The sequence below is a fragment of the Paenibacillus sp. FSL R7-277 genome (assembly GCF_000517965.1).
Classification (GTDB): domain Bacteria; phylum Bacillota; class Bacilli; order Paenibacillales; family Paenibacillaceae; genus Paenibacillus_AQ; species Paenibacillus_AQ silagei.
Window position 1 is genome coordinate 627,101 of sequence record NZ_ASPX01000080.1, and the last position, 13,135, is coordinate 640,235.

The 13,135-nt window shown below is 52.0% G+C and carries 12 protein-coding genes; 7 read left to right on the forward strand and 5 right to left on the reverse strand.

Annotation, left to right across the window (positions count from 1 at the left end; genetic code table 11):
• The first annotated feature begins 70 nt into the window (after positions 1 to 70).
• The 5 genes from C173_RS24930 (at position 71) to C173_RS24950 (ending at position 8,141) form a co-directional block, all read left to right on the forward strand.
• Positions 71 to 1,912, forward strand: coding sequence for a sensor histidine kinase (locus tag C173_RS24930; RefSeq protein WP_036729797.1), 1,842 nt, complete (start codon positions 71 to 73; stop codon positions 1,910 to 1,912).
• A gap of 2 nt (positions 1,913 to 1,914) precedes the next feature.
• Entirely contained in the window at positions 1,915 to 3,486 is a 1,572-nt protein-coding gene (locus C173_RS24935; RefSeq protein WP_036729800.1) for a response regulator, read from the forward strand.
• Between the two features lie 338 nt (positions 3,487 to 3,824).
• Positions 3,825 to 6,476 (forward strand): family 16 glycosylhydrolase, encoded by a 2,652-nt coding sequence (locus tag C173_RS24940; protein WP_036729803.1) that lies wholly within the window; start codon positions 3,825 to 3,827, stop codon positions 6,474 to 6,476.
• Positions 6,477 to 6,687: 211 nt separating this feature from the next.
• Complete coding sequence (locus C173_RS24945; RefSeq protein ID WP_036729806.1) at positions 6,688 to 7,182, forward strand: RNA polymerase sigma factor; 495 nt, start codon at positions 6,688 to 6,690, stop codon at positions 7,180 to 7,182.
• Positions 7,179 to 8,141 carry a hypothetical protein gene (locus C173_RS24950; protein ID WP_036729809.1) on the forward strand — a complete coding sequence of 321 codons (963 nt, stop codon included), beginning with the start codon at positions 7,179 to 7,181 and terminating at the stop codon, positions 8,139 to 8,141. The genes C173_RS24945 and C173_RS24950 overlap by 4 nt, the downstream gene beginning before the upstream one ends.
• Positions 8,142 to 8,227: 86 nt before the next feature.
• On the opposite strand, the gene C173_RS24955 is transcribed toward C173_RS24950, so the two are convergent.
• Genes C173_RS24955 through C173_RS24965 form a run of 3 tightly spaced genes read right to left on the reverse strand, consistent with a single transcriptional unit; the run spans position 8,228 to position 9,689 of the window.
• The gene (locus tag C173_RS24955) at positions 8,228 to 8,770 is read right to left on the reverse strand and encodes an AAA family ATPase (protein ID WP_036729812.1); all 543 of its coding nucleotides are present in this window, start codon (positions 8,768 to 8,770) and stop codon (positions 8,228 to 8,230) included.
• Positions 8,767 to 9,306, reverse strand: coding sequence for a hypothetical protein (locus C173_RS24960; RefSeq protein WP_036729815.1), 540 nt, complete (start codon positions 9,304 to 9,306; stop codon positions 8,767 to 8,769). Before C173_RS24960 ends, C173_RS24955 begins: the two co-directional genes overlap by 4 nt.
• Positions 9,303 to 9,689: a MerR family transcriptional regulator gene (locus C173_RS24965; RefSeq protein ID WP_235192019.1), complete on the reverse strand. Its 387-nt coding sequence runs from the start codon at positions 9,687 to 9,689 to the stop codon at positions 9,303 to 9,305. The genes C173_RS24960 and C173_RS24965 overlap by 4 nt, the downstream gene beginning before the upstream one ends.
• 271 nt (positions 9,690 to 9,960) lie before the next feature.
• On the opposite strand from C173_RS24965, the gene C173_RS34325 reads away from it, so the two are divergent.
• Positions 9,961 to 10,302, forward strand: a complete 342-nt coding sequence (locus C173_RS34325; RefSeq protein ID WP_155991631.1) for a hypothetical protein — start codon at positions 9,961 to 9,963, stop codon at positions 10,300 to 10,302.
• 214 nt (positions 10,303 to 10,516) lie between these two features.
• Positions 10,517 to 11,401, forward strand: a complete 885-nt coding sequence (locus C173_RS24970) for a LysR substrate-binding domain-containing protein (RefSeq protein ID WP_036729822.1) — start codon at positions 10,517 to 10,519, stop codon at positions 11,399 to 11,401.
• A gap of 21 nt (positions 11,402 to 11,422) precedes the next feature.
• Here C173_RS24970 and C173_RS24975 read toward each other — a convergent pair whose 3' ends face one another.
• Together C173_RS24975 and C173_RS24980 are read right to left on the reverse strand one after the other, a co-directional pair.
• Positions 11,423 to 12,412 (reverse strand): aldo/keto reductase family protein, encoded by a 990-nt coding sequence (locus C173_RS24975; protein ID WP_036729825.1) that lies wholly within the window; start codon positions 12,410 to 12,412, stop codon positions 11,423 to 11,425.
• A gap of 177 nt (positions 12,413 to 12,589) precedes the next feature.
• Entirely contained in the window at positions 12,590 to 13,126 is a 537-nt protein-coding gene (locus tag C173_RS24980) for a hypothetical protein (RefSeq protein WP_036729828.1), read from the reverse strand.
• Positions 13,127 to 13,135: the final 9 nt, after the last annotated feature.

Below are 13,135 nucleotides of genomic sequence, written 5' to 3' on the forward strand. Positions count from 1 at the left end.
GGCCGGTATTCCTGCTTGGAAGGAGCAGATTTCTGCGATATGCTAGATTACAGAACGGGAGGTGTTACCGGTGAAGAAGCTGCTGACAACGATACGAAGACTATACCGCAATGCCCCGATCTCGCAGAAGCTGTTCCTGGCCTTCAGCCTGATGATTGCCGTTCCCGCTGTTGTGGTTTCCTTCCTGTTCATCCGCAACCAGGAGAGCCAGCTTTTCAAGCAGGCCATGGCCGAAGGCAGCAATCATGTGGCCCGGCTGAACGAACGGCTGCGCAGCCGGCTAGAACTTCTTGAGAACGCTTCCGCGACCGCCCTGACCCAGAAAGGATTCGTGGATTTCATCCACTCCAATATGCGCGCAGACGGCCTTAGGCTTGTGAAGTTCAAGCAGAACCAGTACGAACAGATGCATAACATCATTCAGAGTCATGAGATGATCAGCAGTCTCAGCTTCTATGTAGATAACCCTGAGGTCTATGAGATCTGGCCGGAAATCTATCATTACTCCAAGTTCTGGCCGCAGGACTACTGGATGACGCTGCGGGATGAGGGCGGCGCGGCGTTCCGGCTGTCTGCCTTCAAGGATGGCGCGGATACGCTGTCTTATTACAGGCTGGTGCGGCTTCAGGGCCAGCAGCAGAAGCTGCCCACCATTATGGAGGTCCGTGCGAAGCACAACGTGCTGTTCAATGACCTGCTGGAAGACAGCGGGCGCGACTTCTTCACGGTAATCATGGACGGCGCGGATGCTTCCCGCAATGTGTATCTTTCGGGGCATGAGCTGCCGCAGAAAGCCGGAGCGAAGCTGGACGATATCCTTAGCCGGGTTCATGCACAATTGGACGTACTGGAGCAGAAGAGTCCCGTTACCGTCCAGTCCGGGGATCAGTCCTACTATGCGCTGTACCGTTACATCGCTCCCCTCAACGCCTATGTGGTAGACATCGTTTCCCGCCATGAGCTGACAAAAGGTCCGCGCGACGGATACCTGCTGGTCATTGCGATCACCTCCTCCGTCCTGCTGCTGATGCTGCTGCTGGTATCGAGGATGACCCGGCGCATCTTCCGCCGGCTGGAGAAGGTGCTGGGCTCGATGCGCAAGGTGCGCAGGGGCCAGCTGGATGCCAAGATTGATACCGGCCTTGGCGCGAACGAAACCGGTGACGAAATTGACTATGTCGCCGTCAGCTACAATAGTATGCTGGACGAAATCCAGCAGCTGATGACACAGGTAGTAGATAAGCAGCTTATTGCCAAGAACGCGCAGCTCCACTCTCTCCATTCGCAGATCAACTCCCACTTTCTGTACAATGCGCTGGAATCTATCAGAATGCGCGCAGAGGTGGAACGGCAGCCTGCCATTGCAGGCGCACTGGTCTCGCTGGGCTCCCTGCTGCGGTACAGTATGCAGTGGCGCAGCGATACGGTCGCGCTCAGCGAGGAGCTGGCCAACATCCGCAGCTATATCCGGTTCATCAACTTCATGGAAGGCGGGAGCATTGAGCTCGCGGCAGATCTTCCGCCGGAGGTGGAGCGCTACCGCATCCCCAAGATGTGCATGCAGCCCATTGTCGAGAACGCCGTACACCATGCGGCCCCTTCCGGCGGCAGTATTCAGATCACCATTTCGGTACGGGTAGAGAATGACAGTCTGCTGCTGATCGAGATCCGCGATGACGGCGCCGGGGTAGCTCCCCGGATGCTGGACAGCCTGCAGTCTGTGCTGCGGGGCGATTCTGACACCCCGATTATCAGCAGCAGCAGTAGCGGGCTGGGGCTGGACAATGTACATAAGCGCCTGCAGCTCCATTACGGCATGGATTGCGGCCTGTGGATCAGCAGCGTTCAAGGGGAATATACCTGTGTAACCCTGAGGCTGCCCTGGGAAAATGAGAATCTTGGAGGTTGGTAGGCATGATCAATATTCTGGTGGTGGACGATCAAAAGCATATCCGCGACGGGCTGCAGGCGATGCTCTGCCAGTTCCCGCAACAGCCGGGGCATATGTACAGCGCCGCTAACGGGCTTGAAGCCCTGGAGCTTCTCCGGGCGCACAGCATCCAGCTCGTCATTACCGATATCCGCATGCCGGATATGGACGGCCTTGCGCTTATGGCGCAAAGCCGGCAGGAAGGCCTGAAGGCGGATTATCTGATCATTAGCGGATACAGCGATTTCGCCTATGCCCAGAAGGCCATTGAGCTCGGGGCCAAAGGGTACCTGCTCAAACCTGTGAAGCGTGAAGACCTGCAGGTCTCGGTGGAGCATATCTGGCAGGAGATCGAGACGCGCAGATTGCTCACCAGCAATATTGAGCGGCTCTCGCAGCGCGCACGGGAGACGGACCGCAAGGAGCTGAGGATGTATATGCAAGGTGCGGCGGGCGATGAAGCGTGGATTGCCGCGACTGAGCAGCAGAACCCGGGGCTGTGGCGCAGCTACCGCCTCTGCCACCTGCGCGAGGAGCGCTGGATTAACCAGCCGGGGGCCAGCAGCAGTCACAGCATCGAAGCCGTGGCCTACCGTGTGTACGGCAGACAGGGCTGCATCTGTCTCCAGCACCGCCCCCACCTGGTCCTGGCCGTGGATGCAGCCATAGATCCGGGAGCCTTGCCTGCTGCGCTCAACGAAGAGCAGATCGGGGCCGTCACGGCCATGACTGATCCGCACCAAGGATTAAGCACTCTGCCGGGCAGTTATACACAGGTGCTTGATCTGTACCGCCACAGCTTTCTTTTCCCGGATACGCGCTGCCTGCTGCCTCAGCACATCGCGCGGCTGGAGCAGCACTGGGAGCTTCCTTATGAGGAGCTGTATGCCCTCTTCCAGTTAACCGGCACAAGTAACAGCGGCAGAATCAGCCAAGGGATCTCCAGCCTCTTCCACAAGGAGGTGCTTCAGCGCTATCACATCCGTTACACCCAGCAGCTATGCCGCGCCGTTGTCCGGATGATGGAGGATTATGAGCGTGTCATCCGTCCTTATCTGGGTGAAGAAGCGCTGGATCTGGAGTGTCTGCGCAATCTGTTCGACTATCCCGGCATCCGCGAATATATCCAGGCCTTACAGCAGCAGCTCCTGCGGCTCGACCAGTTCTATTATGAATATAAGTGCAGCTACCGAAGCTCGCAGGATCTGAATGAGGCCATCCGCTTCATCCACGAGAATTACCATAAGCCGCTGGATCTCGCGATGGTGTCCAATCATGTCTCGCTGAATTACGCTTACTTCTCCAACCAGTTCAAGAAGAATATCGGCAAGGGCTTCGCCGAATACCTGCGTGATGTGCGTCTGGGCAAAGCGCGGCGTCTGCTGGCCGAGACCGATTACAAGATCATTGAGATTGCCGCCATGGTCGGCTACGAGAGCTACAAAAGCTTCACCCGCGCCTTCCGCGAAGCCATGGACATGCAGCCGACCGAATACCGTCTGCTGATCCGCCGGAAGCCTGCCATTGAAGAGGATTACCGGGACACGGTGCTGTGAAAAAAGCAGAACCCCATTGGGCCCGCGCGAGTAGCGCCAGCCCATTGTATGCTGTTTTCCGCATACATCTGGCTACATGCCTCGCGCCAGCCCAATGTGTTCGGTTTTTCGCATACATGCGGTCCACTCGCCTCGCGCCAGCCCAATGTGTTCGGTTTTTCGCATACATGCGGTCCACACGCCCCGCATCAACCCATCACTGGCAGCAGAACCCAAAAAATTGGGTCAAAACAAAAAGGATTGTCCCTTTTAGCAGCTGACAAGTTTCGATAGAATAAAGATGTTCTCTCACATGTAAGCGGTTACCTTCACTACCATTTTATTAAAGGAGGGCAAGTATGAAGCGACTTTATGTTACGCAACCCGGTTTCAAGCAGAAGGTGCTTAGTCTGTTCCTGGTCCTGCTGCTGCTGTCCGGCATCGGCCAGCTCCCTGCTTCAGGCATTCAGCGCGCAGAGGCCGCAGGAACTACAGTTAGCTCAATGGCTTATTTCTCAGCGGCAGACGGTCCGGTCATCTCCAAATCAGGCGTCGGGCAGGCGAGCTACGGGTTCGTGATGCCGGTATTCAACGGCGGGACTGCATCCTGGAGCGATGTTTCGGATGATGTAGGCGTCAAAGTGAAAGTAAATGGCAATTGGGTAGACATCGACAGCGTTGGCGGCTTTGTCTACAACCAGAACTGGGGACACTGGAGCGATGGAGGCCAGAACGGCTACTGGTTTACCCTCTCGGCTACAACCGAGATCCAGCTCTACTCCAAGGCGAATAGCGGGGTTACGCTGAATTATACACTGGCTTTTCAGAACCTGAACAAGACCACCATCAGCGCGATGACGCCGACCCAAGGGCCGCAGATTACAGCAAGCTTCACCGGCGGCGCTGGCTTCACCTACCCTACCTTCAATAATGATCCGGCGCTCACCTATGAAGCTGTGGCCGATGATTTGAAGGTTTATGTGAAGCCGGTGAACAGCAGCACCTGGATTGACATTGATAACAATGCAGCCAGCGGCTGGATCTACGACAGCAACTTCGGCCAGTTCACCGAAGGCGGCGGCGGATACTGGTTCAACATCACCGAATCGATCAATGTGAAGCTGCAATCTAAGACCTCATCAGCCAATCTGATCTACACCCTTACCTTCAACCAGCCGGTCAGAAATTCCTATGTCCTCACCGCCTATGAAGGCACAGCTTTCACTGCAGATAACAACGGATCAATTGGTTTCCCTTTGCCTAAGATTGACGGGGGTGCACCAATCGGCAGCGAGCTGAACAAATATGTGTATCAGATCAAAATCGGCGGCCAGTGGGTCGATCTGAGCAATTCCGCCCAGAGCGGCTTCGTCTACGCAGGCAACGGCTATAACAATATGTCTGCAGCGAACCAGTGGGGCTATTGGGCAGATTATGTGTATGGATTGTGGTTCCAGCCGATCCAGGAGAATATGGAGATCCGCATCGGCTATCCGTTAAACGGCCAGCAGGGCGGCAATATCGGCAGCAATTATGTGTATTATACCTTCACCGGCAATCCGAATGCCCCGCGTCCAGATGAAAGCGATCAGGAAGATATTACGTTGGGTACTCCATCAGATCCTGCCGTAGCGGGCATGAACCTGCTCTGGCAGGATGAGTTCAGCGGAACCGCACTGGATACCAGCAAGTGGAACTATGAGCAGGGTTACTATATCACCAATGACCCTAACAGCTGGGGCTGGGGGAATAACGAGCTGCAGCATTATACGAATAGTAACGAGAATGTATTTGTCCAGAACGGACAACTGAATATCCGGGCCAAGAGCGATCCGAAGTCCTTCCCGCAGGACCCGAACCGGTATGCACAATATTCCTCCGGCAAAATCAACACTAAAGACCATCTGTCCTTCCAGTACGGCCGGGTGGACATCCGTGCCAAGCTGCCGACAGGGAACGGGATCTGGCCCGCCCTGTGGATGCTTCCACAGGATGCGTCTTACGGTGCCTGGGCGGCATCCGGCGAGATTGACATTATGGAAGCCAAAGGACGGCTGCCCGGCACGACCAGCGGCGCGGTTCACTTCGGCGGTCAATGGCCGGTGAACAAGTATATTGCCGGGGAATATCATTTCCCGCAAGGTCAGACCTTTGCGAACGACTATCACGTATATTCCATGGTCTGGGAAGAAGATAACGTGAAATGGTATGTGGACGGCAAATTCTTCTTCAAGGTCAATAGAGAACAGTGGTATTCTGTAGCGGCACCGAACAACCCTAATGCTCCCTTCGACAAGCCCTTCTATCTGATTATGAATCTGGCAGTGGGCGGACATTTCGACGGCGGACTGACTCCGGCTCCGTCCGATATTCCGGCAACGATGCAGGTCGATTATGTACGGGTGTATAAGGAAGGCAGTGGCGGCGGAAATCCCGGGAACCCGGGCAATCCGGGTACCGTTCCGGTTAGCGGCGTTACCGTAACTCCGTCAACCTCCCAAGTGGAGATTGGACAGAATGTCCAGTTAACAGCTAACGTAGCACCTTCCGGTGCGTCCAACAAACAGGTGAACTGGACTGTAGCGAACAGCAACATTGCTTCAGTGAGCCAGAGTGGTCTTGTTACCGGAATTGCAACGGGAACCACTACCGTTACTGCAACAACCGCGGATGGTAACAAAACCTCCAGCAGCACAATCACTGTAGTCTCCCCGCCGCCAGCAACCATTGTGATCGGCGATCAGGTGCGCGGCTTGAAGAAAACAGGCAATAACCTGCTCTTTTATGTGAACGGCGCCACCTTTGCCGATCTGCATTACAAGATCAACGGCGGCGGCCAGCAGAACGTAGCCATGACCTCCGCAGGCAACGGCAATTACACCTACGCGGTCAATAACGTGCAGCAAGGCGATTCCGTAGAGTATTTCTTCACTTACAATCCGGGCCAAGGGGCGCTGGACACCCCCTGGAAGACTTATGTACACGGGGTAACCCAAGGAACGCCGGAGTAACAGCGGGATTGCTGCAAACAGACAAGCGGCCGGATGAGCCGGCTGCTTCATACGGCCTCTATCGCAGGGGATGAGGAAGTCTTGGACTTCTTCATCCCCTGTTTTTTGCTGTATCAGGGTGAGCTTAGAACAAGCAGAATAAATTCCCGGAAACAAAATGTGACCGGATGCCGTCCTAAAGGGTGTTATAGATAAAGGAGGGCATAACCTCATGCAGCAACCCATGACCCGGCCGGGCCATCCTGTGATGAAGAGCTACGAACAATATGCAGATATGCTGTACCGGATTGCCCTGGTTCATCTGGGCAGCCGCCAGGATGCCGAAGAGGCTACGCAGGACACCTTCATCAAGCTGATGGAGAAGGCTCCCGTATTCAAAGATGACGAACACCAGAAGGCCTGGCTGATCCGGGTCATCACCAATCATTGCAAGAATCTGCTGGGCAGAGGCTGGCGCAAGCGCGAGGTCAAGCTCGAAGGGGTGGAGCCGGTTACGGCCGATAACCCCGAGGAGCTGGCGGTCTTGCAGCTCGTGCTGGCACTGCCGGTGAAGTATAAGACTGTGATTCATCTGTACTATTATGAGGATTACCCTGTCCAGGAGATCAGCAGAATTCTGCAGATCAGCGAGTCTGCCGTGAAGATGAGACTTCAACGCGGGCGGCAGCTGTTAAGACTGGAGCTGGAAGGAGCAGAAGCGGAATGAAGGAAGATCAGTTTCGAACCCAATATAAGAAAGCGGTGGATACTATGAGTTCAAGCAGAGAAATGAAGCAAGGTTTTGAAGGTAAAATGGAACAAAAGCGCCGTCCGCGTAAAATGGTCTATATTGCAGCAAGCGTGTTGGTCGCCGCCGCAATCGGCTTGGCCGGACCAAGCGTGATGAAGCAGCTGGGCGGAACGTCTTCCCCGAATCAAGTAGCCCAGGTAGATCCGGGCACATCTGCGGCCGGGAATTCTGCCGGAGTCGTCATTCCCAAGATCGAGCTGCCGGATAAAAGCTCCGGTGCTGTGGCCGATATGATCGGCCTGGTCGTCTACCAAGGCAATATATATACCCAGGCGGCGATCCGCATTGAAGCAGCCGATGCGGCTGCACTGCGCGGGGAGAAGCTGGGCCGCACGACCAGCGGGATTGATGAATGGAGCGGCAAGGATGCGTATAAGGAGCTGGCCTCGAACATCGGGGAGACGGATATCTATGCTGTCAAAGGATATGATTCCGGCTTCCTGGTCATGTCTTATACAGAGGCAGACGGTCAGGTGTTCGCGGAGCTGTACGAACATACGAACGGAATTACCGTGAACAGCGGAGCCGATCTGATCGGCAAGCTGAACCTGGACGGGCGCATCGCCTCTGCCCAGTGGGAGAGCTTCGATAGCTGGAACAACGGCAAGCAGCAATACCTTCCGCTGCCGGAAGGCGCAGCGCTTAACGGCTTCCTGAGCGCGCTTAATGCCGCCAAGCCGCTGTCCGCAGACTCGCTCATGGCGCAAGGCATCTATGACAATGAGGACCGCAAGCTGGTTTACCTCGAACTTGCTGACAAAGCCCGGGTAGAGCTAACCTTGTTCGGCAAGGGACTTGTGCGCTACGGCAATGCGCCAGTATTCTTCGAGGTTGAGCCCGGTGCCTTCCAGGCGCTGTGGGATAACCTAAAATAGTTCAAAGGCCATCCCTGCCGGGATGGCCTTAAGCTTTTACACACGAATAGAAAGTAAACCATCCTATACACCGCAGATATAATCACCTAAGAGACAATTCCCGTGCTACCCTTCCATTTTTCCTTAATATACTCCTTGATCTGTTCCGCCAGCGCAGCCGTAGGTGTAGAAGTGGTGTCAAAAGTCGGCATCGGCGGATCATATTCCGTATCGGCATGCTCCAGCAGCCACTGCGCGAATTCCTCGTGCTGCCTGAGCATATCTTCGGTCCAGGTCGCTGCATCTTCCCGGCCCCGCAGGCGGGCATTTCGGGTGGCATCGTCACAATGCAGGTTAATAAAGTGAACTTCGCTAAACGCATCGTAAACATCACATTTCTTGGCGTCCCAGGGCATCATCGTCCCGCAAATAATCGTCCCTCTCCCGGATAACGCAACCGCACGCGCACAATGAAACAGCACATTATACCGGTCCTGATACTCTAGCTTCTTCCCCGTCGTCCCGAAATTATCGTCATCCGTACTGAACAGAACAAATTCCGGCATCTGCTCCCTCAACTCATGCATGACCGTGGTTTTACCTACTCCGCTGGCTCCGGTGATAATGAATAATGGTAATTGGGTTCTCATATGCTCTCGATCTTAGCCCCTTCCACGCGGTATTTCTTCTCCCATTCCGACATAGCGTTGGAATCAAGCCTGATTAGCTTGGCCGGGGTGTATTCGTTATACTCATTCAACTCACTTTTGTCTTGTGGAAGTCGCAGTTCTTTAATTCTGCGCACCACTTCCTCATCGGTATGAATCTCCACCGACTCCTCCTCAGACACGACCTTCAGCGGAATCACCTGCTTAACACTGGTACCGGTTCCATCCCTATCCGTGTAAGACAATTCAACCGCCAGACTATTCTCCCCGCAAGGGACCGGCTCCCGGGTGAAGATTTCAACGTACAGGTCCGTTACTGACTGCGTATCGTCAATCCATATTCTCCCACTGCTGTCTTCAACAGCACCATTCAGATTAGGGGACCGGTGAAGCCCTGCCGGAAGGATTAATTGTAAGCGGGTATTCTGCACCCCGCCGGGCAGCGCGATGTGAAGCCAGAGATGATTCATTCCTTCTTCCTGCTCTATAGCAGATTTTGCAAAACGCATTTGGATCATACCTGCCCCTCCTCTTGAACTAAACGGGTGAGCGCTTCAACCATCTTCTCTTTGAGCGCCGGGGTGATCCGCGGGCTAAGAGAGAGAATGACATCCTCACTAACAACATGCATCTCACTCTGGAGCATCTGATCCGATTGGTAGAGCCGCAGGTTATCGCCCAGCTTCATGATTTCGTCCATCGTCAGTCTGGCTAACTTCTCTTGGGCCGAAGCCAGCGTCTCGCCGCTCCTGGTTAATACAAGGATCGCCCGTAAATAATGCAAATGACTATCTGTATACGCCCTCTTATTGCCCACCAGTTCCAGCGGCGGCAGCATCCCGATCTGCGTATAGTACCTGACTGTCCGCAGATTCATCTGCGGATCTTCATTCTGTAACACCTCAGCCAACTGCTTAGCAGTGTACGTATGCATCGTACTCCCCTTTCTTATCCAAACAAAAAAGTTACACTACACTGTATACGTTACAGTTTAGTGTAACTATATTGTGTTGTCAATATTCATGTTTTGACAGAGTGAAGTGGAATAATATCTCATCCTAATTCCCTTTATTAATAAATTAATTCATATTTTTATGTATAATCCTTTACATATGGATATTTCTTCTGTAATATTTAATAATATCCTAATATTAGAAATGGAGTGATAATTTATGAACAAGAAATTGCTCGCCGGGTTATTGACTGTATCTGCCTGTTTTTCTTTAGGATCAACATCCTTTGCTTCTAGCGTTGAAACTACTCTGGCTCCCAACGCATTCCTTCCAACTAATGTTGCTCAATCCGCGCCTAATGATTATGTTCGCGATTTAACAATTGCTGTAGGTGAAACTGTTGAATTTTACCCTTATCTATGGCATTTCCTTCGGTGGGATGGCAGTTTGCTAGTAACAGAAGATGGAAGATTCATCGGTCTATCTCCAGGATATTCGGTTGTAGCTGCTGAGATCACTCCACAAGGTGACAGATTGATCTTTAAAGTAACTGTACAATAACTCCTGATATTCATAATTTATGCAATTATTAAAATCATAAAACACCCTCTCTGACCAGGGACTGTCCCCTAATGTTGGTAAGGGTGTTTTTAGCTAATAGTTTCCTGATCGAAAGAATTTACAACAATAAATTAGGCCCATACAGCGCAGCCAACCCCCTACTTCCCTTATGATGCTATACTAGCTTTATCTGTAGGAAAAGAGGACCACAACAATGGATATACGAAAATTACAATACTTCATTGCGGTTGCGGAAGAGCTTCATTTCCATCGTGCCGCAGAGAAATTACATATGACACAGCCTCCGTTGACACAGCAGATTCAAGCTCTGGAACATGAGCTTGGCGTGAAGCTATTTGAACGGAACAAGCGTCAGGTCCGCCTCACACCGGCGGGAGCTGTTTTTTATGAGGAAGCCAGCCGGGTTTTATCTCAACTGGAGCGGTCTATTCAAACTGTACGGCTGGCTAGCCAAGGCATCATTGGACATTTGAACATTGCATTCATCGGTTCAGCAGAAGGCGGAATCATGGTCGATGTGCTCAAAATATTCCGGCAAAGGTTCCCTCAAATACAGCTGAACCTGCTGGAAATGACTTCTGCCCAGCAATGGCAGGCCTTGCACGACGGTACCATCCATATTGGATTCATGCGCTTCATTGAGCCGGCACAGAATATTAATCATTGCAGCTTGATCAACGAAACTCTGGTTGCCGTATTGCCTGATCAACATCCGCTCGCCAAGCTGCCTGCATTGCCAGTCTCCGCTTTGCGTTCCGAGCCTTTTATCTTCTTTCCCCGTAAGCACGGTCTTCCTTTTCATGATCTGATTATGGGCTTTTGCGCTGAGCATGATGTCTACCCTCAGGTTGTACAGGAAGCCGTGCAAATGTATACCATTGTGAACCTTGTGGCAGCGAACCTGGGGGTTTCCATTGTCCCTTCTTCAGTTTCCGTCTTCCAGCGCAGCGGAGTCGTATTCAGACCCTTTGAAGACAATGTCCCGGCTGTCCCCTTCTATGCAGCCTGGAGAACGGATACGAATCAGGCCATCCTCACTGCATTTATAGAGATTTTACAAGAACATAATTCCAGATGAAAGGTGAGCGGACAGCGTTATTCACCCGGTTTTTGCAGGATCACGCTCAACTAGCCCCTCTAATATTCTGTCAATCTCACTCAGCAAATCAGATCCAAGACGCACCCCTGAAGCCTTAACATTCTCTTGTACCTGCTCTGGTCTGGATGCCCCAATGATTGCAGCCGACACCTGCGGATTCTGCAGCACCCATGCGATGGCCAATTGCGGCAGTGTCAGCCCCGCTTCGTGTGCAAGTGAGGACAGCCGGGATACCGCCGTAAGAACCTCTGTATGCAGCCACTGCCCAGCCAATCGTTCAAAAAAAGGAGAACCCGCCGAAGTCGAAGCGCGGGACCCCTGCGGAACCGGTTGATTCGGCAGATATTTCCCGGAAAGAATGCCTTGAGCCAGCGGTGACCAGACGACCTGCCCGATACCTTCCCGCTCGGAAGCCTGGACCACCTCCGCTTCGATCACCCGCCATAACATCGAATATTGCGGCTGGCTAGCGACCAGAGGTACCTTCAGCTCCCGGGCCAAAACCGCAGCTTGTGTGATCTGTTCCGCCGTCCATTCGCTGATCCCCACATACAGAACCTTCCCTTGACGCACCAGATCAGAGAAGGCCAGGAAGGTCTCCTCCAGTGATACCTTCTTGTCAAATCTATGGGCATAATAGATATCTATATAATCCGTCTGCAGCCTTTTCAACGAGGAGTTACAAGCTTCCATGATATGCTTCCGGGATAATCCCCGGTCATTGGGGCCTGTTCCTGTAGGCTGATAGACCTTGGTACATAACTCGATGCTTTCCCGCCGCACTCCTGTTAAGACTTGCCCCAGCACCGTCTCCGCCTTCGTATCCGAATATACATCTGCGGTGTCAAATGTAGTAATTCCCGCGTCCAATGCAGCATGGACACAAGCTTTGGCGGTGTCATTATCCACTTGAGCACCATGCGTAATCCAGTTTCCAAAAGCAATCTCACTGACCGATAAGCCGCTAGCACCCAATTTCCGATATTCCATCTTCTTACCTCCTTTTAATAGCCATTTAAGCGTAACAAATTACTATTAATAGGTGAAATATCACTTAATGAGTGTTTTGATATGAAAAAAGTATCATAGAGCAAGTCTATGCTTAAAAGCCCACTAGCCGAAGCCAGCGGGCAAATTATGAAGTTTTTTATGGGATATACGTTGGTACTACTTCCCACCAACGGCAGCTTTGTGATCTGCCAAACCTATAGCCTTAACTTCTCCACTTTCATAAGAAAAAACTATTTCATAGAACTTATCTCTTTCTTCCGAGTTAACTTCCAAATCTGCAAGATATTTTTTATTTATTGAATCATATAGATAGGCCGAAACTTTTCCTTTATGTTCTATAAAATTATTTTCACCGTATATTTTTTTCAAATCATCTTGATTCATATTAATCTCAGCGCCTTGTACAGTCTTATAGACACCTTTAGAATCTTCGCCCATATAGATAAACACTACAGCATTATCCCGGTAAAATATCGTTACACCATTCTCATATCTAAAAAAATGTGTAACATCATCTTCTTTACCTTCTCCAAGCACCTTTTCTGCTAACGCACGACTCATACCGTAGCTTACAATTTGTTTTTCATCATTTACTCTCACAATTGCAAGATCATCTGTGGATAATCCTTTGCTTGATGACCCGCAGGCAGTGAGCAACACAACCATTAATAATAGAATAACACCTCGACGCATTTATATCCC